Here is a 23,368-nt window from a genome sequence, read left to right as displayed (position 1 = left end):
GCTTCCAGCCCAGTAGCACTAAATTCAAAAACCCGCCTTCTGGCGGGTTTTTTCGTTTCTACTGTTGTATCTGCGGGTTAACGCAGTTCTTATTCACTTTACCGCCGAGCGCGGCAATCAGGTTATCCACGGCGGTCGCCGCCATGTTGTAGCGTGTTTCATGAGTTGCAGAGCCGATGTGAGGCAGGGCGACGACGTTCGGCATGGTCAGTAGCGGAGAATCCACCGGCAGCGGCTCCTGTTCAAACACGTCCAGACCAGCGGCGTGGATCTCACCGTTTTGCAGTGCCTCAATCAGCGCCTTCTCATCGACCACCGGACCACGACCCGCGTTGATGAAAATGGCCGATTTCTTCATCTTTTCAAACGCCGCTTTGCCGATGAGATGACGCGTTTCATCCGTCAGCGGCAGGATCAGGCAGACAAAGTCGGCTTCCCGCAACAGCGTATCAAGCTCGCAATAAAGGGCGTTGAAACGTTCTTCAGCTTCACTGTGGTGACGGCGCGCGTTATACAGAATGGGCATGTTGAAGCCAAAATGCGCGCGCTGTGCCAGCGCCAGACCGATACGGCCCATCCCAACAATCCCCAGCGTTTTGCCATGAACGTCCACGCCGAACCAGTCCGGGCCAATGCTTTTGGACCATTCGCCCGCTTTCACGCGCTCGGCCACTTCCACTACACGACGGGCGGTGCTGAGCACCAGCGCCATCAGCGTGTCGGCGACGGTCTCCGTCAGGGCATGGGGCGTGTGCATCAGCAGGATGTTGCGCGCGTTTAGCGCATCCACGTCGAAATTGTCGTATCCCACCGAAACGGTTGAGGTAGCACGAAGCTTCGGCATTTTCTCCAGCAGCGCTGCATCCACCTTTTCGCTCGAACCCAGCAGGCCCTCGGCGCTGGCAAACGCGTCGGCGTGCTGTGCCACGGTTTCCGGGCTGAGGTTCTTTACCCGGGTAACGGTAAAGTGTTCCTCCAGGCGTTTTTGCAGATCTTCAGGCAGTGCTTTGTACAAAATGACGGACGGCTTCATGCTAATCTCCGTTGATTTTAAAAGGATTCAGGCGTGGCGTGCGCCGACGGGTAGCTGTTGATTATTAGCAGGCTTAACAATCAGAGTAAGCCATACCGAGGCAAAAAGCGCCACCCCCATAAAGATGTAAGAGGCCGACGGGCTGCCGGTGGCACCGTTAAGATAGCCCACAAACCACGAGCCAAAGAACGAACCCAGCGCACCCATACTGTTGATCAACGCCATCGCGCCCCCTGCGACGTTACGCGGCAGCATTTCCGGGATGATGGCAAAGAACGGACCATACGGGGCATACATGGCCGCACCCGCAATCACCAGCAGAGTGTACGAGACCCAGAAGTGGTTCGCGCCTACGGCCCAGGAGCCAATGAAGGCAAAAGCAGCGATCAGCAGCAGTGGCCAGACGAACAGCTTACGGTTTTGCAGCTTGTCCGATGCCCAGGAGACGATAATCATCGCGATGGTCGCAGCCAGGTAAGGCACCGATGACAGCCAGCCCACTTCCACCATGCCAAGGTTTTCACCGCCGCTGCGGATAATCGACGGCAGCCACAGCACAAAACCGTACACGCCAATACTCCAGGTAAAATACTGTGCACACAGCAGAATAACGTTCCGGGAGCGGAAGGCTTCGCCGTAGTTACGCACCGCTTTAAGCCCCTGCTGCTCTTTATCCAGCTGCGCCTGGAGTGCGGCTTTTTCGTCTTCAGAAAGCCATTTCGCCTGGGCTGGCTTATCTTTCACCAACACCCACCAGCAGAAGGCCCAGATAATCGCGGGAACCCCTTCGATGATGAACATCTCGCGCCAGCCGAAGGACTGGATCAGATAGCCGGAAACCACCGACATCCACAGCACGGTGACCGGGTTACCGAGTATCAGGAACGTATTAGCACGTGAACGCTCCGATTTTGTGAACCAGTTGCTGATGTAAATCAGCATTGCTGGCATGACGGCCGCCTCAACCACGCCGAGAATAAAGCGAATAGCCGCCAGAGCAGGAATGTTATTCACCACGCCAGTAAGCGACGCACAGGCACCCCATAAGATCAGGCAGATGAAAATGAGCTTTCGCACGCTGCGGCGTTCAGCGTAAATCGCGCCGGGGATCTGGAAGAAGAAATACCCCAGGAAGAAGAGGGCGCCCAGCAGGGACGAGACCCCTTTGGTGATCCCGAGGTCTTCGTTGATCCCGGCGGCGGATGCGAAACTGAAGTTGGCACGATCCAGGTACGCCAGGCTGTACGTGATAAACACGATTGGCATGATGTACCACCAGCGTTTTACTGCATTGGTCGAACTGTTCATAGGCTTGCCTCTGTTGTTGAGGTTGTTGCCGCCGTTGTCTGTAGGGTACACGGTGGCTTAATTATCTGGTGCGGATTGCTGCCCCACCCTGGTCCACTCTCACGGGGAGAGGGAATTTAGACGCCGAGCTCTGCTCGTGTTGGTAATCCTTCGCTGTCGCCCTGCACCTGAATCGCCAGCGAACCAATTTTGTTGCCTCGCGCCACGGCCTGCGACAGCGGTTTGCCCTCCAGCAGGGCGCTGATGACCCCGACGGCAAACCCATCGCCCGCGCCCACGGTATCGATCACGTTGTCGACTTTTACCGCAGCGACAGCGCCTTGCTCACCGTCGGCAGTTTTAAACCATGCGCCGTCGGCACCGGTTTTCAGCACCACGGCTTTTACCCCTCTGTTGAGGTAAAAATCAGCAATGCCTTCGGGCGTGCTTTCGCCAGTGAGGATCATTCCCTCTTTTATGCCCGGCAGAACCCAGTCCGCCTGAAACGCCAGTCGGTTGAGTTTCTCAGCCATCTCCGCTTCGCTTTTCCACAGCACCGGGCGCAGGTTCGGATCAAAGGAGATGGTTTTGCCCTGCGCTTTCATTGCCGAAGCCGCGTGATCGAGTAAATCGTACGAGCTGGCCGAGAGCGCCGCCGCCACGCCGCTCAGGTGCAGGTGGCGCGCGGAGGAGAAATACGCGGCGTGATAATCATCCACGGAGAGATGGCTTGCCGCTGAGCCTTTGCGGAAATACTCCACGATGGGATCGGTTCCATTTTCAACTTTAGATTTCAGCTGAAAGCCCGTCGGGAAGCGTCCATCGAGCGTGACGCCTGCGGCATCAATGCCCTCTTTTTTCAGCGAGTCGAGAACGAAATGGCCAAAGCTGTCATTGCCCACGCGGCTCACCCAGCCGACATTCAGCCCCAGCCGCGCAAGGCCGGTAGCGACATTCAATTCGGCGCCTGCCACGCGTTTGATGAAGTGCTCCACTGCGCTCAGCTCGCCCGTTTCGGTGGCGACAAACATCGCCATGGCCTCGCCGATAGTGATAACGTCCAGCGTCTTGTGCATGGTTTACTCCTCGCGCAGCAGGTTGACGTAATGGCGGGTGACGGCGGTGAGATCCGTCCCTTCGAGCGGAAATTCGATACCGCGCGGCGCGTCGGCAGGCAGTTGATTAAGCAGATCCCGCCAGCGAGAATCGGTCTGATCCGGCGCGACGGCGCGGAACTGCGCCTTATGCGGGACTGCGGCCTTCACATGAATATAGCTCACGGCGGGAGCCAGCTGACGTGCAGCCTCTTCCGGGGAGTCGCCAACCCACAGCCAGTTGCCCATATCGAACGTCAGTGTGACCGGCAGCGCCATTACCCGGCAGGCGGCTTTGAAGCGCTGCATCGGCGCGAGCTGCCCGCAGTCGGTCTGGTCGTTTTCCACCACCAGCGTCATGCCGCTTTCATCCAGCAGTGCGCGCAGGGCTTCAAGCGGTTGTTTGTCGCTGAAATGACCCAGCGAGACTTTAAGCCACAGCGCGTTCAGTGCGCTGGCTTCGCTAAGGTAGCGTGGAAGATCCGGGTTGAGGGTTCCATCGGGCATAAGCAGGGGGACCGGGGCGGAGTAGCACGCCAGTAAACCCAGCAGTTCAATGGACTCGCCCAGCGCAGGCAGGGCCATTAACTCGTCGTGGCTGAAGAGCTCACGGCGGATTTCAACGCCATCAGCCCCTGCGCCAGCAATCACGGGAAGCATCGCCCGTTGACCGCCTGCCTGTCGCACCTGATCCGCACCATACGCGGCGGTGACCACCATAATTTTCCTGCTCATTTCCTGACTCCAGAGCGTAATCGATAGTATTACGCTAGATGGAACCGGTTCCAAAGAAAAGATCGGGATGCTGAATTTATGATCGCTGTCACGAAGGGAAAATTAACGGGCAGTAGAGCCGCGAACGATCAGCTCGCCAGAAAAAACCTGCTCGCGTACGGCGTCGCGGGTGCCTTCAATGCGGCGAACCACTTGTTCAACCGCGGCATAGCCGATCTGCCAGGTGGGTTGTTTGAGGGTGGTAATGCCTACGCCAGCAAGTTCAGCCCACTCCAGTTCATCAAAGCCGAGCAAGCCGATGTCGCTGCCCCAGTGCAGGCCAATGCGTTTAAGCGAGCGGGCAACCTGAAGCGTCAGCGCCCCGTTAGCGGAGATCACCGCCTTACGCATTCCCCGATGGCGGGTATGGAACTGGCGCAGGGTATTATCCAGCTGTCCGGCTTCATGGAGGGGGATTTCAGCATTTTCGGCGATCACACCGGGATAACGCGCCAGCGTGGCGCGAAATGCAGCCAGGCGGTCGCGGCGGGTGTTAACCATACCCAGCGGTTCGCTCAGGAACAGAATGGCTTCGAAACCCTGTTCAATCAGGTGCTCGGTGGCAGTGGTGGCCGCCTGGGTGTTATCCAGCCCGACCACATCGCAGGCAAATTCCGGGATTTTGCGGTCAATAAGCACCATCGGGAGAGACGATTGTTGCAGACGATTTAGCCCCTCTTCGCGCATCCCGACGGCATTGACCACGATCCCTTCCACCTGATAGCTGCGCAGCAGATCGAGGTAATGCAACTCCTGATCAACTTCGTTATTGGTGTTACAGACCAGCGGGGTAAAGCCTTTTTCCCGGCACGCCGCTTCGATGCCGCTGAGTACGTTAACGGAGTAGGGGTTAGTGATATCGGCGATGATAAGCCCAATCAGGCGGGTGCGACCCCGCTTGAGGCCGCGCGCCATCAGGCTGGGACGGTAGTCGAGATCGGCAATGGCTTGTTCGATCCGCGCCAGCAGCGCATCGGACAGCAGGTGTTTCTCGCCGTTGAGGTAGCGTGAAATGCTGGTTTTACCGGTTTTGGCGGCTTTCGCCACGTCGCTAATGGTGGCCCGGGTTGGTTTGATCATCGCTGATTTCCCTGAATTTAGTGAGAATACCTTAGCGGGAAAATCTGGCGAATCAAGCAATTTGCCGGGTGGCGGTCTGATGCCCTCACCCCAACCCTCTCCTACAGGAGAGGGCGCAAATACTAAAACGGCAACGGGGTTGCCGTTTTGCTTTTACCTACTGCACAGGACTCAACGTAATTTCAACGCGGCGGTTCTGCGCTTTGCCTTCCGCCGTGCTGTTGCTGGCGATCGGGTTAGCCGGACCCATGCCGCTGGTGCGGATGCGGTTCGCTTCTACGCCCTGGGTGATCAGCGAGCTGGCCACGGAATCGGCGCGCTGCTGCGACAGACGCATGTTCAGATCCTGGCTGCCGGTGCTGTCAGTGTAACCAATCACGTTCACGGCAGTTTTATTGTACTCTTTCAGCACTGCGGCCACGCCGGTCAGGGTGTTCGCGCCTGCGGGTTTCAGCGTCGCGCTGCTGCTGTCAAAGGTCACGTTGTTTGGCATGTTCAGGATGATGTTGTCACCGCTGCGCGTCACGCTCACGCCCGTACCTTTCATTTTGTCACGCAGTTTTGCTTCCTGCACGTCCATGTAATAACCCACGCCGCCGCCCAGGGCTGCGCCTGCCGCTGCGCCAATCAGCGCACCTTTGCCGCGATCTTTCTTGGAGGAGGAGAGTACGCCAACGCCAGCGCCCACCAGGGAACCAATACCCGCGCCAATGCCGGATTTGCCCGCTTCGCGTTCACCGGTGTAAGGGTTGGTTGTGCAGCCTGAAACAGCCAGTGCGCCGCTCACCAGAGCGGCAATAACGAGTACGCGTTTTTTCATCTTATTTCCTTAATCCTTTTTATTCTTTGCCACGACGGACGTGGCAGTGGATTATGACGTCCGGATACGGAGAAAATTCAGTGTATAACTCTGAAATTTGTCACAAACGATAAATTGCCTCAATGAAAGGCCGAAACACCTGCACGCAACCAGGAGCGCACGCTTTGAGCACCTCAACAAAAACCATTCTGACCGCCGCCCACTGGGGGCCGATGCTGGTCGAAACCGATGGCGACACTGTGCTGTCGTCTCGCGGGGCTTTGCCTTCGCGCCATCTCAACTCTTTACAGACCGTCGTTCGCGATCAGGTACACAGCAAGACCCGCGTCCGCTGGCCGATGGTGCGTAAAGGCTTTCTGGCGTCACCGGATAAACCGCAGGGTATTCGCGGGCAGGATGAGTTCGTGCGCGTGAGCTGGGACGATGCGCTGGCGCTGATCCATACGCAGCATAAACGCATCCGCGACAGCTATGGCCCGTCGTCCATTTTTGCCGGCTCCTATGGCTGGCGCTCAAACGGCGTGCTGCATAAGGCTGCAACCCTGCTGCAACGCTATATGAGCCTGGCCGGAGGATACACCGGCCATCTGGGCGATTACTCGACCGGCGCGGCGCAGGCAATCATGCCGTATGTCGTGGGCGGGAATGAGGTTTATCAGCAGCAGACCAGCTGGCCGCTGGTGCTGGAGCATACAGAGGTGGTGGTGCTGTGGAGCGCCAACCCGCTCAATACCCTGAAAATTGCCTGGAATGCGTCCGACGAGCAGGGCGTTTCCTACTTCGATGCGCTGCGCAAAAGCGGCAAGCGCATCATCTGTATCGATCCGATGCGCTCTGAAACCCTGGATTTCTTCGGCGACAGCGCCGAGTGGATCGCGCCGCATATGGGCACCGACGTGGCGATGATGCTGGGCATCGCCCACACCCTGGTGGAGAACGGCTGGCACGACACGGAATTTCTGGCGCGTTGTACCACGGGGTTCGATAAATTTGCCGACTATCTGACGGGACAAAGCGACGGTATTGCCAAAACCGCAGAGTGGGCCGCGGCGATTTGCGGCGTTAATGCCGTTAAAATCCGCGAACTGGCGGCGTTATTCCATAGCCATGTCACGATGCTCATGTCCGGCTGGGGGATGCAGCGCCAGCAGTTTGGCGAGCAAAAGCACTGGATGCTGGTGACGCTCGCCGCGATGCTTGGGCAGATTGGCACACCCGGCGGCGGTTTTGGCCTTTCCTATCACTTTGCCAACGGCGGCAACCCGACGCGTAAAGCCGCGGTGCTGGCGTCCATGCAGGGCTCGGTGCAGGGTGGCGTGGACGCTGTGGATAAAATTCCGGTGGCACGCATTGTTGAAGCCCTGGAGAACCCCGGCGGGTTTTATCAGCACAACGGTCAGGATCGCCATTTCCCGGATATTAAGTTTATCTGGTGGGCGGGTGGGGCCAACTTCACCCATCACCAGGATACCAACCGCCTAATCCGCGCCTGGCAGAAACCGGAGCTGGTGGTGATCTCGGAGTGCTTCTGGACTGCGTCAGCGAAACATGCCGATATCGTTTTGCCTGCCACGACCTCGTTCGAGCGTAACGATCTCACCATGACGGGGGATTACAGCAACCAGCATATGGTGCCGATGAAGCGCGTCGTGGCTCCCCGGGATGAAGCGCGGGATGATTTCGACGTCTTTGCCGACCTGAGTGAAATGTGGGAAGCGGGCGGGCGGGAGCGTTTCACCGAGGGCAAAACGGATCTGCAATGGCTGGAAACATTTTACCAGATTGCCAGCCAGCGCGGGGCTGCGCAGGGCGTGTCCCTGCCGCCATTTGCTGAGTTCTGGGAGGCGAATCAACTCTTCGAAATGCCAGAAAGCGAGCAGAACGCGCGGTTTGTGCGCTTTGCTGACTTCCGTCGCGATCCGGAGAATCACCCGTTAAAAACCGAAAGCGGGAAGATTGTGATCTACAGCGAACGCATCGCCAGCTTTGGCTACGCGGACTGTCCGCCGCATCCGGCGTGGCTGGAGCCGGACGAATGGCATGGCAATGCGCAGCCGGGGCAGCTTCAGCTGCTGTCTGCCCATCCTGCCCATCGTCTGCACAGCCAGCTCAACTATTCGGCTCTGCGCGAGCAGTATGCGGTGGCGGGTCGTGAGCCGATCGCGCTGAATAGCGACGATGCAAAGGCGCGGGGGATTAACGACGGCGATCTCGTTCGGGTCTGGAACGCGCGCGGGCAGGTGCTGGCAGGCGCCGTGGTGAGTGACGGGATCCGCCCTGGCGTTTTCTGCATTCATCAGGGCGCATGGCCGGATCTGGCGCTGGACGAGGGCGGTATTTGTAAGAACGGCGCCGTAAACGTGCTGACCAAAGATCTCCCCAGCTCGAAGCTGGGGAATGGCTGCGCGGGGAATACGGCGCTGGCATGGGTGGAGAAATATGAGGGGCCGGCGCTTACCCTTACGGCGTTTGATCCGCCTGCCAGCTCATGATCCACGTCGGGTGTTGGGTATCATCCTGCCAGGCGCTGTCTTCGATGCGAAAACCCTGAGCATGATAGAAATTCACCGCCCGCACGTTTTTCTGGTACACCTCCAGGGTTAAATACGGGTAGTGCTGCTGAACGTGGTTCAGCAGCGCACGCCCAATCCCCTTTCCGATGAACGCCGGGGCGACAAACAGCGCCCCCACGAACTGGAACTGCATGACGCTGATAAAACCGCACAGGGTACCGTTTTCTTCCCAGACCCAGGTCTCGGCGGCGGGAAGGTATTCATCCCGCACTACCGCTTCATTCGCTTGCCAGTAACTTGCGTCGATAAACGGATGCGCCTCGGTGGTGCTCTCCAGCCACAGACTCAAAAGCGGCGCGGTGTTCTCACTTTGCCATTTGCGGATCATGGTGGCCCTCCGGATGGCAGAAGCAGCCCGTAATGTGGTCATTGACCAGCCCGCAGGCCTGCATAAAGGAGTAACAGATGGTGGTGCCCACAAACTTAAAGCCGCGTTTTTTCAGCGCTTTCGACAGGGCATCTGAGGCGGGGGTCGACGTTGGGATCTCTGCAAGCGTGGCGGCCTGCGTCACCTTCGGCTCGTTATCCACAAACGACCAGACAAATGCTGAAAAGGGTTCGCCATTTTGCTCCATCGCCAGATAAGCACGCGCGTTACCAATAATGGCCTGAATTTTACCGCGATGGCGGATGATACCGGTATCCAGAACCAGCTTTTGTACGTCGTCGTCGGTCATGGCGGCAACCGCAGCCGGATCGAACTGGTGGAAGGCTTTGCGATAGTTCTCACGCTTTTTCAGAACGGTGATCCACGACAGCCCGGCCTGCTGGCCTTCAAGGCAAATCATTTCAAATAGTTTTTTACCGTCGGTTTCCGGTACGCCCCATTCCTTGTCGTGATAATCGATATAAAGCTGATCCTGGCTTACCCAGCCGCAACGTTGCATAGGTCATCTCCCTTCCTGATACGGTAAACGCAAAAATTTCAATCTGCCCGGCTTGACGTGTCTGCTAAAGAGACAATAGTTAATACAGGGCTATACGCCCTAATACCTCTTCGAACAATGACATATATCGCCGAACTCGGCTCTTTCTGGAGTCGCTTTGATGATGATAAAAAAAATCAGTGGTCGCCATGCTGCTTCTGGCCTGGTGGGTGTTTCAGTCTGCCTGCTTTTTTGTCACACCGCTTTTGCGTGGCAACAGGAATATATCGTTTCAGATGCACAAAGTAATACGACGGAACGTTATACATGGGACGCCGATCACCAACCTCGTTATGAAGATATTCTCGCGGAGCGTATTAACCGCACGCAGAATGCTACGGGGTTTACCCTGAACGATCCCTCCGGTTCGGATGCGGAAACCGTTCTGAGCGTTGGCTGGAATTTTCCCGTGGCGGGACATTTCACCACCGGGCCCGTCATGGCGTGGCGCACTGATGGCGCCCCCCCTGTAACGGTGAATGCGTTTGAGGATACAACCACCACGCAGTCGCTTACCGATCCCCTCTGGCATGCCAGCGTGAACTCATTGGGTTGGCGTGTTGATACGCAGTATGGTGATTTACACCCCTGGGCGAAGATCAGCTATAACCAGCAAACTGAAGAAGAATATTTATATACGCTGGGATTGAGCGCCAAATTTTAAGGGTTGTTATTTTTTTAAACGATACGATAACATATTTAATACAATTATGACGGGGTCTGGAGCGATAGTGCCCACTAACAGAACAGCGCTTCATTCCCCGGCAAGGTCATTCATTCCAGATCCCAGGCATTTCATTCCTTCTCTCCTGCATTTCATTCCGTTTTTCCCCAACGCTATAAAGGTTTTGTTTATCGTTGTCCTCAGCGAATTTCCATAATTTATCTTGCAGGACACTGCCATGAACACATCAACTTATAACCGCACGCGTTGGCTGACGCTATTCGGCACCATCGTTACCCAGTTCGCACTGGGATCGGTCTATACCTGGAGCCTGTTTAACAGCGCCCTGTCCGATAAGCTCGGCGCGCCGATAAGCCAGGTGGCATTCTCCTTCGGCTTGCTGAGTCTTGGGTTAGCAATTTCCTCTTCCGTGGCGGGCAAACTTCAGGAACGTTTCGGCGTGAAGCGTGTAACCATGGCATCCGGGATCTTGCTGGGCTTGGGATTCTTCCTGACGGCATATTCTAACAACCTGATGATGCTGTGGCTGAGCGCCGGGGTGCTGGTGGGGCTGGCGGACGGCGCAGGTTATCTGCTGACGCTGTCTAACTGCGTGAAGTGGTTCCCGGAGCGTAAAGGGCTTATCTCCGCATTTGCCATTGGTTCATATGGCCTGGGCAGCCTCGGCTTCAAATTCATCGATGCGCATCTGCTGGCCTCGGTTGGGCTTGAGAAAACCTTTATGATCTGGGGCGTGATTGTGCTGGTAATGATCCTCTTCGGCGCCACGCTGATGAAAGATGCGCCGCAGCAGGAAGTGAAAACCGTTAACGGCGTGGTGGAGAACGATTTCACCCTCGCTCAGTCCATGCGTAAGCCGCAGTACTGGATGCTGGCGGTGATGTTCCTGACGGCCTGCATGAGCGGTCTGTATGTCATCGGTGTGGCGAAAGATATCGCGCAGGGAATGGTAAAACTGGACGCGGCGACGGCGGCGAACGCCGTAACGGTCATCTCTATCGCTAACCTCTCGGGTCGTCTGGTACTGGGTATCTTGTCTGACAAAATCGCCCGGATCCGCGTGATTACGCTGGGGCAGGTGATCTCCCTGGTGGGTATGGCAGCACTGCTGTTCGCTCCGCTGAACGAGGCGACATTCTTTGCGGCGATAGCCTGCGTAGCCTTTAACTTTGGCGGCACTATTACCGTCTTCCCGTCGCTGGTGAGCGAGTTCTTCGGCCTGAACAACCTGGCGAAAAACTACGGCGTGATTTATCTCGGCTTCGGTATCGGCAGTATTTGCGGTTCACTGATTGCCTCGCTGTTTGGTGGCTTCTACGTGACATTCTGCGTGATATTTGCCTTGCTGATTATTTCGCTGGCGCTGTCCACCACGATTCGTCAGCCGCAGCGCGAGGTATATAAAGAAGCGCATGCATGATTCGATAAAAAGGGGCCGCAGGGCCTCTTTTATTTATTTCTAAATCGCTTCCGGACTTGCTATTTTGTAAAAATCTTCATCGATTCACATTCTCTGCTGCCACTTTTCTTTCCTGCTGTGGTCTACTTATCGCGCTTGTAGACGTTTCTGATAACGGTTTCTCTCGCATCTACTTACTCTGTCAGCTTTCTCACTGAGATTCGGCGGGTCTTTATACCCCTTCCCCCAGGGTTGTTTGCATGAAATATATTAGGTCTCTTACCCAGCAAAGATTGTGTCTGATGCTGGCTGTCTATATCGGTTTGTTTCTGAATGGCGCGGTGCTGTTCAGACGAGTGGAAGGTTATTTCGAACACCTCACTGTAAGAAATGGAATTTTTGCCGCGATTGAAGTGTTTGGCTCAATTCTGGCGACCTTCTTCCTGCTACGCCTGCTCTCGCTTTTTGGCAGACGTACATGGCAGGTTCTGGCCTCGCTGGTGGTGATTATCTCTGCCGCCGCAAGCTATTACATGACATTCATGAACGTGGTCATTGGCTACGGTATTGTGGCTTCGGTGATGACCACGGACATCGACCTCTCGAAAGAGGTGGTGGGAAAAGGGTTCATCATGTGGACAATTTTGACCTGCCTGATCCCGCTCTTCTTTATCTGGAGTAATACCTGTCGCTATACCCTGTTACGCCAGCTGCGTACTCGTGGACAACGCATCCGCAACGTCGCCGTCGTTCTTCTGGCGGGTCTGCTGGTATGGGCCCCTATTCGCCTGATGGAAAAACAGCAAAAACGGATCGAAAAAGCGACAGGCGTAGATATGCCAAGCTATGGCGGCGTGGTGGCTAACTCCTATCTGCCGTCTAACTGGCTGTCGGCGTTAGGTCTTTATGCCTGGGCTCAGGCGGACGAATCCAGCGATGTGAAATCGCTGATTAACCCAACCAAAAAGTTCACCTACCAGGCTCCGGCTGAAGGGCTGGATGATACTTACGTGGTCTTCGTTATCGGCGAAACGACGCGCTGGGATCATATGGGTATCCTCGGTTATGACCGCGATACCACCCCGAAACTGGCGCAGGAAAAGAATCTTGTAGCTTACCGCGGCTACTCCTGCGATACCGCCACGAAGCTCTCGTTGCGCTGTATGTTTGTTCGTGAGGGCGGTGCGAGTGATAATCCTCAGCGCACTCTCAAAGAGCAAAACGTGTTTGCTGTTCTGAAGCAGCTTGGATTTAGCTCCGATCTGTTCGCCATGCAAAGTGAGATGTGGTTCTACACCAACACCATGGCGGATAACATCGCCTACCGCGAGCAGATTGGCGCCGAGCCGCGTAACCGCGGAAAGAACGTTGATGACATGTTGCTGCTCTCTGAGATGGAACAGTCACTGAAAAACCATCCGCAGGGTAAGCATCTTATTGTTCTGCATACCAAAGGGTCACACTACAGCTACTATCAGCGTTACACGCGCGATTTCGCCAAATGGACGCCTGAGTGCGTCGGCATTAACAAGAACTGTAGCAAGCAGGAGCTGATCAATGCCTATGATAACTCGATTCTGTATGTGGATACCTTCCTCAGTCGGGTGATCGACCAGCTTCGCGATAAGAAAGCGATTGTGATCTACGCGGCCGACCACGGCGAGTCCATCAACGAGAAAGAGCATTTACACGGTACGCCGCGTAAGCTGGCTCCGCCTGAGCAGTTCCGCGTGCCGATGATCATGTGGATGTCGGATAAGTACCTGGAAAATCCGGACAAAGCCAAAATGTTTGCCCATCTGAAACAGCAGGCAGAGATCAAGGTACCGCGCCGTCACGTTGAGCTGTACGACACCATTATGGGCTGTCTCGGCTATACCTCACCGAACGGTGGGATTAACGAAAACAACAACTGGTGTAAACTCCCTGATAACACCACAAAAGCCGCGCAGTAGCTGGTCTGGCGAGAATATCGCCAGTTGAATGGCTTTTTGAAAATAAGGGATTGACGGGGGCGCACCTCAGCAGTAAGATGCGCTCCGCATTCGGCGAGTAGCGCAGCTTGGTAGCGCAACTGGTTTGGGACCAGTGGGTCGGAGGTTCGAATCCTCTCTCGCCGACCACATTCTAAAAAGGGCTAACCGCAAGGTTAGCCCTTTTTGCATTAACGCGTTACCCCGCACGAGTCCTCAAAATACCCCTTAGCCCTGCTTCCCCCTGCCTGCTTGCGGTTTTGTGACATAATCCATTGTATTTTTTTATATATAGTTTGATCTTTTTTCGCGTTGCTTATGGATAACCTCAGCATTTTTCGCTGTGCGTTTTAACGTTCGCGGTATTTAGTGCTCAGATAATCACCATCCTGTAAGAAAATTTACCCATTCTGAATAAAACTTAATCACTGAGTGTTGCGAAATATGAAGATAATTGTGCTGCATCATGGCGAGTAGCATAAATTTCTCTGCTGAAAACTCATGGTCAGGGTTTTTTTAATCTTTGTTTGCGGTTTCTCACACTCCACGTAAATCCCCGCCACCTGTATTGACGTTTTCACATTCTGTTGACAGATTGTAGGGCACGAGGGGCATTTCAGGGAGGATCTGCGCTGCAACTCAAACGCTCTTCTGAAAGGATTCTCTATCCCTTTTAACGCCTTCGGGCATCACCGACCGGACCGGGTAAAAAATAAATAAAGGTCAGGCGGCGTAACACAACAAAGCAAAACATCACATTGGAGCACAATAATGAGTATTTCCTTGAAGAAGTCAGGGATGCTGAAGCTTGGTCTGAGCCTGGTGGCCATGACCGTTGCAGCAAGCGTACAGGCAAAAACCCTGGTTTACTGTTCTGAAGGCTCTCCGGAAGGCTTTAACCCACAGCTCTTTACCTCTGGTACGACTTACGACGCAAGTTCTGTACCGATCTATAACCGTCTGGTTGAATTTAAAACCGGCACCACGGAAGTGATTCCTGGCCTGGCTGAAAAGTGGGATATCAGCGAAGACGGTAAAACCTATACCTTCCACCTGCGTCAGGGCGTGAAGTGGCAGGACAGCAAAGAATTTAAACCTACGCGCGACTTTAACGCCGACGACGTTGTGTTCTCCTTCGACCGTCAGAAAAATGCCCAGAACCCGTACCATAAAGTGTCTGGCGGCAGCTATGAATACTTCGAAGGGATGGGTCTGCCAGACCTGATCGCTGAAGTGAAAAAAGTGGACGATAAAACCGTCCAGTTTGTGCTGACGCGTCCGGAAGCGCCATTCCTGGCTGACCTGGCGATGGACTTCGCCTCTATTCTCTCTAAAGAGTATGCGGACAACATGCTGAAAGCCGGCACTCCGGAAAAAGTGGACCTGAACCCAATCGGTACCGGCCCGTTCCAGCTGCTTCAGTACCAGAAAGATTCCCGTATTCTGTATAAAGCCTTCCCGGGCTACTGGGGCACCAAGCCGCAGATCGACCGTCTGGTCTTCTCCATCACGCCTGACGCATCCGTGCGTTACGCAAAATTGCAGAAAAACGAATGTCAGGTGATGCCGTATCCAAACCCGGCTGACATCGCGCGCATGAAGCAGGACAAAAATATCAACCTGCTGGAGCAGGCGGGCCTGAACGTGGGTTATCTCTCCTTCAACACCGAGAAGAAACCGTTCGATGACGTGAAAGTGCGTCAGGCGCTGACCTACGCGGTGAACAAAGAAGCGATCATCAAAGCCGTTTACCAGGGCGCTGGCGTTGCGGCCAAGAACCTGATCCCACCAACCATGTGGGGCTATAACGACGACATAAAGGACTACACCTACGATCCTGAGAAAGCGAAAGCGCTGCTGAAAGAAGCGGGCCAGGACAAAGGCTTTACCGTCGAGCTGTGGGCGATGCCGGTACAGCGTCCTTACAACCCGAACGCACGCCGTATGGCGGAAATGGTTCAGGCTGACTGGGCGAAGATTGGCGTGCAGGCCAAGATTGTGACCTACGAGTGGGGCGAGTACCTGAAGCGCGCCAAAGCGGGTGAACACCAGGCGGTCATGATGGGCTGGACCGGCGACAACGGGGATCCGGACAACTTCTTCGCGACTCTGTTCAGCTGTGCGGCAGCGAAAGACGGTTCTAACTATTCTCGCTGGTGCTACAAGCCGTTTGAAGATCTGATCCAGCCGGCGCGTGCGACCGACGATCACAACAAACGTATCGAACTGTACAAGCAAGCGCAGGTTGTCATGCACGATCAGGCTCCGGCGCTGATTGTTGCTCACTCCACCGTGTACGAACCAGTGCGTAAAGAAGTGAAGGGCTACGTGGTCGATCCACTGGGCAAACACCACTTCGAAAACGTGTCTGTTGAATAATAAGTAGGGTGTTCTCCCTCTCCCTCCTGGAGAGGGCAGGGGTGAGGGGCGTGCATGCACCCCCTCACCCTAACCCTCTCCCACAGGGAGAGGGAATTTACATTTGTGAGCAATACAGACGTCACGCCACTGGTCGTGCGTCATCAGAGAGAATCCGGGTTATGTTGCAGTTCATCCTCCGACGTCTGGGACTTGTTATCCCCACGTTTATCGGTATCACCCTTCTCACTTTTGCCTTCGTCCATATGATCCCCGGCGACCCGGTAATGATTATGGCGGGCGAGCGTGGTATTTCCCCTGAGCGCCATGCACAGCTGCTGGCTGAACTCGGCCTCGATAAGCCGATGTGGCAGCAGTATCTCCACTATATCTGGGGCGTGTTGCACGGCGATTTAGGGATTTCACTGAAAAGCCGTCTTCCGGTGTGGGACGAGTTCGTACCTCGCTTTAAAGCGACGCTGGAACTCGGTATCTGCGCCATGATCTTCGCGACCGCGGTAGGGATCCCCGTTGGCGTACTGGCTGCCGTTAAACGTGGCTCTATTTTTGACCACACCGCTGTTGGCCTGGCACTGACCGGCTACTCCATGCCTATCTTCTGGTGGGGCATGATGCTGATCATGCTGGTCTCGGTGCAGTGGAACCTGACGCCGGTCTCCGGACGCGTCAGCGATATGGTTTTCCTTGACGACACCAATCCGTTAACCGGCTTTATGCTGATTGATACAGCGATCTGGGGCGAAGAGGGCAACTTCATTGATGCGGTTGCGCACATGATCCTGCCTGCAATGGTGTTGGGCACCATCCCTCTGGCGGTGATCGTGCGTATGACCCGTTCCTCCATGCTGGAAGTGCTGGGCGAGGATTATATTCGTACTGCCCGCGCTAAAGGCCTGACCCGTATGCGCGTCATCATCATTCATGCCCTGCGAAACGCTATGCTGCCGGTGGTAACCGTTATCGGTTTGCAGGTCGGTACGCTGCTGGCGGGGGCGATCCTGACCGAAACCATCTTCTCCTGGCCGGGTCTTGGACGCTGGCTGATTGATGCGCTGCAACGCCGTGACTATCCGGTTGTGCAGGGCGGTGTACTGCTGGTCGCGACGATGATTATTCTCGTCAACCTGCTGGTCGATTTGCTGTACGGCGTGGTGAACCCGCGTATTCGTCATAAGAAGTAAGGGGCCATCATGTCACAAGTTACTCAAAATAAAGTGGTCACCGCACCGGTACCAATGACGCCGATGCAGGAATTCTGGCACTACTTCAAGCGCAACAAAGGCGCGGTCGTCGGGCTGGTGTATGTTTCCATCATGATCCTGATTGCGGTGTTTGCGAACGTACTTGCGCCGTATAACCCGGCTGATCAGTTCCGCGATGCGCTGCTGGCACCTCCTGCATGGCAGGACGGCGGAAGCCTGGCGCACCTGCTGGGCACCGACGACGTGGGTCGCGATGTGCTTTCGCGCCTGATGTACGGCGCACGCCTGTCGCTGCTGGTTGGCTGCCTCGTTGTCGTACTGTCGCTGATCATGGGGATCGTACTCGGCCTGGTGGCAGGCTACTTCGGCGGCATTGTTGATAACATCATCATGCGCGTCGTCGACATTATGCTGGCATTGCCAAGCCTGCTGCTGGCGCTGGTGCTGGTGGCGATCTTCGGTCCGTCGATTGGTAACGCCGCGCTTGCGCTGACGTTTGTTGCGCTACCGCACTATGTGCGTCTGACCCGTGCGGCGGTGCTGGTGGAAGTGAACCGCGACTACGTTACCGCCTCTCGCGTGGCGGGTGCCGGTGCGATGCGTCAGATGTTTATCAATATCTTCCCAAACTGCCTTGCGCCGCTGATTGTTCAGGCGTCGCTCGGTTTCTCTAACGCCATTCTTGATATGGCCGCTCTTGGCTTCCTTGGCATGGGTGCGCAGCCGCCAACACCGGAGTGGGGCACCATGCTCTCCGACGTGTTGCAGTTCGCGCAAAGCGCCTGGTGGGTCGTCACCTTCCCGGGTCTGGCGATTCTGCTGACGGTGCTGGCATTTAACCTGATGGGTGATGGTCTGCGTGATGCACTTGATCCCAAACTGAAGCAGTAAGAGGCACGAGATGGCGTTATTAAATGTAAATAAATTATCCGTGCACTTTGGCGACGAAGGCACACCGTTTCGCGCCGTGGACCGTATCAGCTACAGCGTTAATCAGGGCGAAGTGGTCGGGATTGTAGGAGAGTCGGGCTCCGGTAAGTCAGTGAGTTCGCTGGCGATTATGGGGCTGATTGACTACCCCGGCCGCGTGATGGCGGAAAATCTGGAGTTCAACGGTCAGGATCTGAAGCGTATTTCCGAAAAACAGCGCCGCCAGCTGGTGGGCGCGGAAGTGGCGATGATCTTCCAGGACCCCATGACCAGCCTGAACCCATGCTACACCGTGGGTTTCCAGATTATGGAAGCGATTAAGGTGCATCAGGGTGGGAATAAGAAAACCCGTCGCCAGCGTGCTATCGATCTGCTGAACCAGGTGGGGATACCTGACCCAGCATCGCGTCTGGACGTTTACCCGCATCAGCTTTCCGGCGGCATGAGTCAGCGCGTGATGATCGCCATGGCGATTGCCTGTCGACCAAAACTGCTGATTGCCGATGAACCAACTACCGCGCTGGACGTGACCATCCAGGCGCAAATCATCGAGCTGCTGCTGGAGTTGCAGCAGAAAGAGAATATGGCGCTGGTGCTGATTACGCACGACCTGGCGCTGGTGGCGGAAGCGGCACACAAAATCATCGTGATGTACGCGGGTCAGGTGGTGGAGACCGGAAGTTCGCACGATATCTTCCGCGCGCCGCGTCATCCGTATACGCAGGCGTTGCTGCGTGCGCTGCCGGAGTTTGCCCAGGACAAAGCGCGTCTGGCGTCACTGCCGGGTGTGGTTCCGGGTAAATATGACCGTCCGCAGGGCTGCCTGCTGAATCCGCGCTGCCCGTATGCGACAGATAAATGCCGCGCCGAGGAGCCAGAGCTGAATCTGCTGGCCGATGGTCGGCAGTCAAAATGCCACTACCCACTCGATGATGCCGGGAGGCCAACACTATGAGTACGCACCAGGCCACCACGCAACAGCCGCTGTTGCAGGCTATCGACCTGAAAAAACATTACCCGGTGAAGAAGGGGATTTTTGCCCCCGAGCGCCTGGTAAAAGCGCTGGACGGCGTCTCCTTCAGCCTTGAACGCGGTAAAACGCTGGCGGTCGTCGGGGAGTCGGGCTGTGGGAAATCCACGCTGGGCCGTCTGCTGACGATGATTGAAACGCCAACCGGCGGCGAGCTTTACTATCAGGGCCAGGATCTGCTCAAGCACGATCCGCAGGCGCAGAAGCTGCGTCGCCAGAAAATCCAGATTGTGTTCCAGAACCCGTACGGTTCTTTAAACCCGCGTAAAAAAGTGGGGCAGATTCTGGAAGAACCGCTGCTGATTAACAGCAATCTGAGCAAAGAGCAGCGTCGTGAAAAAGCGCTGGCGATGATGGCGAAGGTGGGGCTTAAAACCGAGCATTACGATCGCTACCCGCATATGTTCTCTGGTGGTCAGCGTCAGCGTATTGCCATCGCTCGTGGGCTGATGCTTGACCCGGACGTGGTGATTGCCGATGAGCCGGTCTCAGCGCTTGACGTGTCCGTTCGCGCGCAGGTGCTTAACCTGATGATGGATTTACAGCAGGATCTGGGACTGTCGTACGTCTTCATCTCCCATGACCTGTCCGTGGTCGAGCACATTGCCGATGAGGTGATGGTGATGTATCTGGGACGCTGCGTGGAGAAGGGGACGAAAGATCAGATCTTTACTAACCCGCGTCATCCGTATACCCAGGCACTGCTGTCTGCGACGCCGCGGCTGAACCCGGATGACCGCCGTGAGCGCATTAAGCTGACCGGTGAGTTGCCAAGCCCGCTTAACCCGCCGCCGGGATGTGCGTTTAACGCCCGCTGCCGTCGCCGCTTCGGTCCGTGTACGCAGTTGCAGCCACAGCTAAAGGATTATGGTGGACAGCTGGTGGCCTGCTTCGCGGTCGATCAGGATGAAAACGGCGAAAAGCCGCATGCATAAATAAAAAACCGGCGATAAGCCGGTTTTTTTTACGTCTGAGGTCTACTTCCGTAAACGAATCTGGTCGACGGCGTGTTTCTCACTCTTGGTGAGGATCAGGCTTGCGCGTTCGCGCGTCGGCAGGATGTTCTCTTTGAGGTTGACGTAGTTGATCTCATTCCACAGCCCGGTCGCCACGCTGATAGCCTCTTCTTCAGAGAGCTGGGCGTAGTTGTGGAAGTAGGAATCCGGGTCGGTGAACGCCCCTTCGCGGAACTTCAGGAAGCGGTTGATATACCAGCGTTGCAGCAAATCTTCCGGCGCATCGACATAGATTGAGAAATCGACAAAGTCAGAGACAAACACATGATGCGGATCGTGAGGGTAATCCATCCCGCTTTGCAGGACGTTTAAGCCTTCCAGAATCAGGATGTCGGGCTGCACAACCGTTTTGTCGCCATCCGGGATGCGGTCGTAGATCAGATGCGAGTAAACCGGCGCGGTAACATGAGGTACGCCCGATTTTAGATCTGAAACAAACTTTACCAGGCGGTGCATATCATAAGAGAGCGGGAAGCCCTTCTTTTTCATCAGGCCGCGTTCTTTCAACACCTCGTTGGGATGCAGGAAGCCGTCGGTGGTGATCAGCTCCACGCTGCGGTGTTCCGGCCAGCGGCTCAGCAGCGCCTGAAGCACGCGCGCGGTGGTACTTTTACCCACTGCCACGCTGCCCGCAATACTGATGATATAAGGAATACGTTGACCGTTCGTGCCGAGGAACTGTTCCAGTACGGCCTGACGACGCAAATTGGAGCTGATATAGAAGTTAAGCAAGCGAGAGAGGGGGAGATAGATTTCTGCCACCTCTTCCAGGGAGAGATCTTCGTTTATCCCTTTTAGCCGTGCGATTTCACCTTCCGTCAGTGTCATAGGGACGGAGTCACGCAGGGCTGCCCACTGGCTACGGTTAAACTGAAGATAGGGCGTCATTAACGTTTGCTCTTTTTTGCTCATAAGCATGCTTCTGTGAACCATCACGAAACGGCGGGTGCGGGCTCATCACATAGTTAATTTTGGACAATGGGCAGGAGGTTAACACCAGATGAGAGGAATAATAAGAAAAAATATGGGAAAGCGATGCTTAACCGGGCAGGTATCACGTGGGGCTATAGCGTGCCGAAATCAGGCGTTCATGTTGAATTTTTAACCGTGAGCGGATGAATTTACAGCGGTTAGCCCTGGTTTCGAATAAAATGTGAGCGAAAGAACGTTTTATGCAATTTTTTAGTTGCATGACTGCGCAGGTCTCCATAGAATGCGCGCTACTTGATGCCGACTTAGCTCAGTAGGTAGAGCAACTGACTTGTAATCAGTAGGTCACCAGTTCGATTCCGGTAGTCGGCACCATCAAGTCCGGTGGGGTTCCCGAGCGGCCAAAGGGAGCAGACTGTAAATCTGCCGTCACAGACTTCGAAGGTTCGAATCCTTCCCCCACCACCACTTTCTGGCAGCGTCAACGCCGCCGGAGCTGGTTGGAAAAATTGACCAGCTCGAACAGAAAAGAGAGAAATCTCTTTTTTTGTTACAGAAAGAACTGGGTAGCCGAGTTTCAGGATGCGGGCATCGTATAATGGCTATTACCTCAGCCTTCCAAGCTGATGATGCGGGTTCGATTCCCGCTGCCCGCTCCAATACGTGCTGATATGGCTCAGTTGGTAGAGCGCACCCTTGGTAAGGGTGAGGTCCCCAGTTCGACTCTGGGTATCAGCACCACTTCACTTCTCCCTCCCTTTCTCTCTGTTTCAATGTAAATGTATTCAACAGTTCAGGCATTTTCGCCTGGTTGATGTGGTGATATCACCGATTTATCCGTGTCTTAGAGGGACAATCGATGTCTAAAGAAAAGTTTGAACGTACAAAACCGCACGTTAACGTCGGTACTATCGGCCACGTTGACCATGGTAAAACAACGCTGACCGCTGCAATCACTACCGTACTGGCTAAAACCTACGGCGGTGCTGCTCGTGCTTTCGACCAGATCGATAACGCACCAGAAGAAAAAGCTCGTGGTATCACCATCAACACTTCTCACGTTGAGTATGACACCCCGACTCGCCACTACGCACACGTAGACTGCCCAGGCCACGCCGACTATGTTAAAAACATGATCACCGGTGCTGCGCAGATGGACGGCGCGATCCTGGTTGTTGCTGCGACTGACGGCCCTATGCCTCAGACTCGTGAGCACATCCTGCTGGGTCGTCAGGTAGGCGTTCCTTACATCATCGTGTTCCTGAACAAGTGCGACATGGTTGATGACGAAGAGCTGCTGGAACTGGTAGAGATGGAAGTTCGTGAACTGCTGTCTCAGTACGATTTCCCAGGCGACGACACTCCAATCGTTCGTGGTTCCGCGCTGAAAGCGCTGGAAGGCGATGCAGAGTGGGAAGCGAAAATCATCGAACTGGCTGGCTACCTGGATTCTTACATCCCAGAACCAGAGCGTGCGATTGACAAGCCATTCCTGCTGCCAATCGAAGACGTATTCTCCATCTCCGGTCGTGGTACCGTTGTTACCGGTCGTGTAGAGCGCGGTATCATCAAAGTTGGTGAAGAAGTTGAAATCGTTGGTATCAAAGAGACTGCGAAGTCTACCTGTACTGGCGTTGAAATGTTCCGCAAACTGCTGGACGAAGGCCGTGCTGGTGAGAACGTTGGTGTTCTGCTGCGTGGTATCAAACGTGAAGAAATCGAACGTGGTCAGGTTCTGGCGAAGCCAGGCTCAATCAAGCCACACACCAAGTTCGAATCTGAAGTGTACATTCTGTCCAAAGACGAAGGCGGCCGTCATACTCCGTTCTTCAAAGGCTACCGTCCACAGTTCTACTTCCGTACAACTGACGTGACCGGTACCATCGAACTGCCAGAAGGCGTAGAGATGGTAATGCCAGGCGACAACATCAAGATGGTTGTGACTCTGATCCACCCAATCGCGATGGACGACGGTCTGCGTTTCGCAATCCGTGAAGGCGGCCGTACCGTTGGCGCGGGCGTTGTTGCTAAAGTTCTCGGCTAATCGCTGATAACATTTGACGCAATGCGCAATAAAAGGGCATCATTTGATGCCCTTTTTGCACGCTTTCACATCAGAACCTGGCTCATCAGTGATTAATTTTGTCATAATCATTGCTGAGACAGGCTCTGCGGAGAGCGTATAATACGAAAAGCGAATAGCATTTCGATTGGTTTGCCTCGCACTCGCGGGGTGA

19 protein-coding genes and 5 tRNA genes are annotated in these 23,368 nt (G+C 55.2%); 15 read left to right on the top strand and 9 right to left on the bottom strand.

All coding sequences use genetic code 11. The features are described 5' to 3' along the window. Positions 1-58: 58 nt before the first annotated feature. The 6 genes from ghrB to CU081_RS02470 form a co-directional block, all read right to left on the bottom strand. On the bottom strand, positions 59-1,033 hold the full coding sequence (ghrB, locus tag CU081_RS02495) for a glyoxylate/hydroxypyruvate reductase GhrB (protein WP_022650187.1): 975 nt from the start codon (positions 1,031-1,033) through the stop codon (positions 59-61). Between the two features lie 27 nt (positions 1,034-1,060). After that, entirely contained in the window at positions 1,061-2,341 is a 1,281-nt protein-coding gene (locus CU081_RS02490; protein ID WP_017694735.1) for an MFS transporter, read from the bottom strand. A 116-nt stretch (positions 2,342-2,457) separates the two neighbouring features. Beyond that, on the bottom strand, positions 2,458-3,396 hold the full coding sequence (locus tag CU081_RS02485) for a sugar kinase (RefSeq protein ID WP_022650188.1): 939 nt from the start codon (positions 3,394-3,396) through the stop codon (positions 2,458-2,460). Positions 3,397-3,399: 3 nt separating this feature from the next. Then, positions 3,400-4,149 (bottom strand): sugar phosphate isomerase/epimerase family protein, encoded by a 750-nt coding sequence (locus CU081_RS02480; protein ID WP_032645959.1) that lies wholly within the window; start codon positions 4,147-4,149, stop codon positions 3,400-3,402. A gap of 102 nt (positions 4,150-4,251) precedes the next feature. Continuing rightward, complete coding sequence (locus CU081_RS02475; RefSeq protein WP_015569988.1) at positions 4,252-5,268, bottom strand: LacI family DNA-binding transcriptional regulator; 1,017 nt, start codon at positions 5,266-5,268, stop codon at positions 4,252-4,254. 157 nt (positions 5,269-5,425) lie between these two features. Beyond that, positions 5,426-6,088 (bottom strand): OmpA family lipoprotein, encoded by a 663-nt coding sequence (locus tag CU081_RS02470; protein WP_022650190.1) that lies wholly within the window; start codon positions 6,086-6,088, stop codon positions 5,426-5,428. A gap of 122 nt (positions 6,089-6,210) precedes the next feature. Here CU081_RS02470 and CU081_RS02465 point away from each other — a divergent pair, with 122 nt between their 5' ends. Then, positions 6,211-8,580: a molybdopterin guanine dinucleotide-containing S/N-oxide reductase gene (locus CU081_RS02465; protein ID WP_044704522.1), complete on the top strand. Its 2,370-nt coding sequence runs from the start codon at positions 6,211-6,213 to the stop codon at positions 8,578-8,580. Here CU081_RS02465 and CU081_RS02460 read toward each other — a convergent pair. Further along, positions 8,549-8,989 (bottom strand): N-acetyltransferase, encoded by a 441-nt coding sequence (locus tag CU081_RS02460; protein WP_022650192.1) that lies wholly within the window; start codon positions 8,987-8,989, stop codon positions 8,549-8,551. The genes CU081_RS02465 and CU081_RS02460 overlap by 32 nt on opposite strands. Beyond that, entirely contained in the window at positions 8,967-9,548 is a 582-nt protein-coding gene (gene tag, locus CU081_RS02455) for a DNA-3-methyladenine glycosylase I (protein WP_022650193.1), read from the bottom strand. Before tag ends, CU081_RS02460 begins: the two co-directional genes overlap by 23 nt. Before the next feature lie 160 nt (positions 9,549-9,708). On the opposite strand from tag, the gene CU081_RS02450 reads away from it, so the two are divergent. The 9 genes from CU081_RS02450 to dppF all read left to right on the top strand — a co-directional run bounded on the left by CU081_RS02450 (position 9,709) and on the right by dppF (position 20,120). Then, on the top strand, positions 9,709-10,251 hold the full coding sequence (locus CU081_RS02450; RefSeq protein WP_022650194.1) for a lipase: 543 nt from the start codon (positions 9,709-9,711) through the stop codon (positions 10,249-10,251). Positions 10,252-10,489: 238 nt separating this feature from the next. Further along, positions 10,490-11,692: an L-lactate MFS transporter gene (locus tag CU081_RS02445; RefSeq protein WP_022650195.1), complete on the top strand. Its 1,203-nt coding sequence runs from the start codon at positions 10,490-10,492 to the stop codon at positions 11,690-11,692. Positions 11,693-11,931: 239 nt separating this feature from the next. Then, positions 11,932-13,626, top strand: a complete 1,695-nt coding sequence (gene eptB, locus CU081_RS02440) for a kdo(2)-lipid A phosphoethanolamine 7''-transferase (protein WP_022650196.1) — start codon at positions 11,932-11,934, stop codon at positions 13,624-13,626. 91 nt (positions 13,627-13,717) lie between these two features. Next, positions 13,718-13,794: transfer RNA gene (locus tag CU081_RS02435), tRNA-Pro, on the top strand. 621 nt (positions 13,795-14,415) lie between these two features. Next, entirely contained in the window at positions 14,416-16,023 is a 1,608-nt protein-coding gene (gene dppA / locus CU081_RS02430; protein WP_003860756.1) for a dipeptide ABC transporter periplasmic-binding protein DppA, read from the top strand. A gap of 161 nt (positions 16,024-16,184) precedes the next feature. Continuing rightward, entirely contained in the window at positions 16,185-17,204 is a 1,020-nt protein-coding gene (dppB, locus tag CU081_RS02425; RefSeq protein ID WP_006810536.1) for a dipeptide ABC transporter permease DppB, read from the top strand. A 9-nt stretch (positions 17,205-17,213) separates the two neighbouring features. Next, positions 17,214-18,116 (top strand): dipeptide ABC transporter permease DppC, encoded by a 903-nt coding sequence (gene dppC, locus CU081_RS02420; RefSeq protein ID WP_003862349.1) that lies wholly within the window; start codon positions 17,214-17,216, stop codon positions 18,114-18,116. A 10-nt stretch (positions 18,117-18,126) separates the two neighbouring features. Continuing rightward, positions 18,127-19,110 carry a dipeptide ABC transporter ATP-binding protein gene (gene dppD, locus CU081_RS02415; RefSeq protein WP_022650197.1) on the top strand — a complete coding sequence of 328 codons (984 nt, stop codon included), beginning with the start codon at positions 18,127-18,129 and terminating at the stop codon, positions 19,108-19,110. Continuing rightward, entirely contained in the window at positions 19,107-20,120 is a 1,014-nt protein-coding gene (gene dppF, locus CU081_RS02410) for a dipeptide ABC transporter ATP-binding subunit DppF (protein ID WP_022650198.1), read from the top strand. Before dppD ends, dppF begins: the two co-directional genes overlap by 4 nt. A gap of 42 nt (positions 20,121-20,162) precedes the next feature. Here the strand turns inward: dppF and coaA are convergent, their stop codons facing one another. Then, the gene (gene coaA / locus CU081_RS02405) at positions 20,163-21,113 is read right to left on the bottom strand and encodes a type I pantothenate kinase (protein ID WP_015569977.1); all 951 of its coding nucleotides are present in this window, start codon (positions 21,111-21,113) and stop codon (positions 20,163-20,165) included. Between the two features lie 317 nt (positions 21,114-21,430). On the opposite strand from coaA, the gene CU081_RS02400 reads away from it, so the two are divergent. From CU081_RS02400 to tuf, 5 genes are all read left to right on the top strand, one after another. Beyond that, positions 21,431-21,506: transfer RNA gene (locus CU081_RS02400), tRNA-Thr, on the top strand. An 8-nt stretch (positions 21,507-21,514) separates the two neighbouring features. Beyond that, positions 21,515-21,599: transfer RNA gene (locus tag CU081_RS02395), tRNA-Tyr, on the top strand. A 116-nt stretch (positions 21,600-21,715) separates the two neighbouring features. Beyond that, positions 21,716-21,790, top strand: a tRNA-Gly gene (locus CU081_RS02390). A 6-nt stretch (positions 21,791-21,796) separates the two neighbouring features. Further along, positions 21,797-21,872: transfer RNA gene (locus CU081_RS02385), tRNA-Thr, on the top strand. Positions 21,873-21,990: 118 nt separating this feature from the next. Further along, positions 21,991-23,175: an elongation factor Tu gene (gene tuf / locus CU081_RS02380; RefSeq protein ID WP_014885484.1), complete on the top strand. Its 1,185-nt coding sequence runs from the start codon at positions 21,991-21,993 to the stop codon at positions 23,173-23,175. The last annotated feature ends 193 nt before the right edge of the window (positions 23,176-23,368 follow it).

The organism is Enterobacter sp. CRENT-193 (assembly GCF_002787395.1).
In the GTDB taxonomy this organism is placed as follows: domain Bacteria; phylum Pseudomonadota; class Gammaproteobacteria; order Enterobacterales; family Enterobacteriaceae; genus Enterobacter; species Enterobacter hormaechei_C.
The sequence above is the reverse complement of the archived record's forward strand: the minus strand, read 5'-3'. Positions and strand labels throughout refer to the sequence as shown.

Bases quoted from the DNA above. Each gene is read 5' to 3' on its own strand.
- CU081_RS02445 (WP_022650195.1), top strand. From the start codon at position 10,490: ATGAACACATCAACTTATAACCGCACGCGTTGGCTGACGCTATTCGGC.
- CU081_RS02490 (WP_017694735.1), bottom strand. From the start codon at position 2,341: ATGAACAGTTCGACCAATGCAGTAAAACGCTGGTGGTACATCATGCCA.
- CU081_RS02470 (WP_022650190.1), bottom strand. From the start codon at position 6,088: ATGAAAAAACGCGTACTCGTTATTGCCGCTCTGGTGAGCGGCGCACTG.
- dppB (WP_006810536.1), top strand. From the start codon at position 16,185: ATGTTGCAGTTCATCCTCCGACGTCTGGGACTTGTTATCCCCACGTTT.
- CU081_RS02450 (WP_022650194.1), top strand. From the start codon at position 9,709: ATGATGATAAAAAAAATCAGTGGTCGCCATGCTGCTTCTGGCCTGGTG.
- tuf (WP_014885484.1), top strand. From the start codon at position 21,991: ATGTCTAAAGAAAAGTTTGAACGTACAAAACCGCACGTTAACGTCGGT.
- dppC (WP_003862349.1), top strand. From the start codon at position 17,214: ATGTCACAAGTTACTCAAAATAAAGTGGTCACCGCACCGGTACCAATG.
- eptB (WP_022650196.1), top strand. From the start codon at position 11,932: ATGAAATATATTAGGTCTCTTACCCAGCAAAGATTGTGTCTGATGCTG.
- dppA (WP_003860756.1), top strand. From the start codon at position 14,416: ATGAGTATTTCCTTGAAGAAGTCAGGGATGCTGAAGCTTGGTCTGAGC.
- dppF (WP_022650198.1), top strand. From the start codon at position 19,107: ATGAGTACGCACCAGGCCACCACGCAACAGCCGCTGTTGCAGGCTATC.
- tag (WP_022650193.1), bottom strand. From the start codon at position 9,548: ATGCAACGTTGCGGCTGGGTAAGCCAGGATCAGCTTTATATCGATTAT.
- CU081_RS02465 (WP_044704522.1), top strand. From the start codon at position 6,211: ATGAAAGGCCGAAACACCTGCACGCAACCAGGAGCGCACGCTTTGAGC.
- coaA (WP_015569977.1), bottom strand. From the start codon at position 21,113: ATGAGCAAAAAAGAGCAAACGTTAATGACGCCCTATCTTCAGTTTAAC.
- CU081_RS02475 (WP_015569988.1), bottom strand. From the start codon at position 5,268: ATGATCAAACCAACCCGGGCCACCATTAGCGACGTGGCGAAAGCCGCC.
- CU081_RS02460 (WP_022650192.1), bottom strand. From the start codon at position 8,989: ATGATCCGCAAATGGCAAAGTGAGAACACCGCGCCGCTTTTGAGTCTG.
- dppD (WP_022650197.1), top strand. From the start codon at position 18,127: ATGGCGTTATTAAATGTAAATAAATTATCCGTGCACTTTGGCGACGAA.
- CU081_RS02485 (WP_022650188.1), bottom strand. From the start codon at position 3,396: ATGCACAAGACGCTGGACGTTATCACTATCGGCGAGGCCATGGCGATG.
- CU081_RS02480 (WP_032645959.1), bottom strand. From the start codon at position 4,149: ATGAGCAGGAAAATTATGGTGGTCACCGCCGCGTATGGTGCGGATCAG.
- ghrB (WP_022650187.1), bottom strand. From the start codon at position 1,033: ATGAAGCCGTCCGTCATTTTGTACAAAGCACTGCCTGAAGATCTGCAA.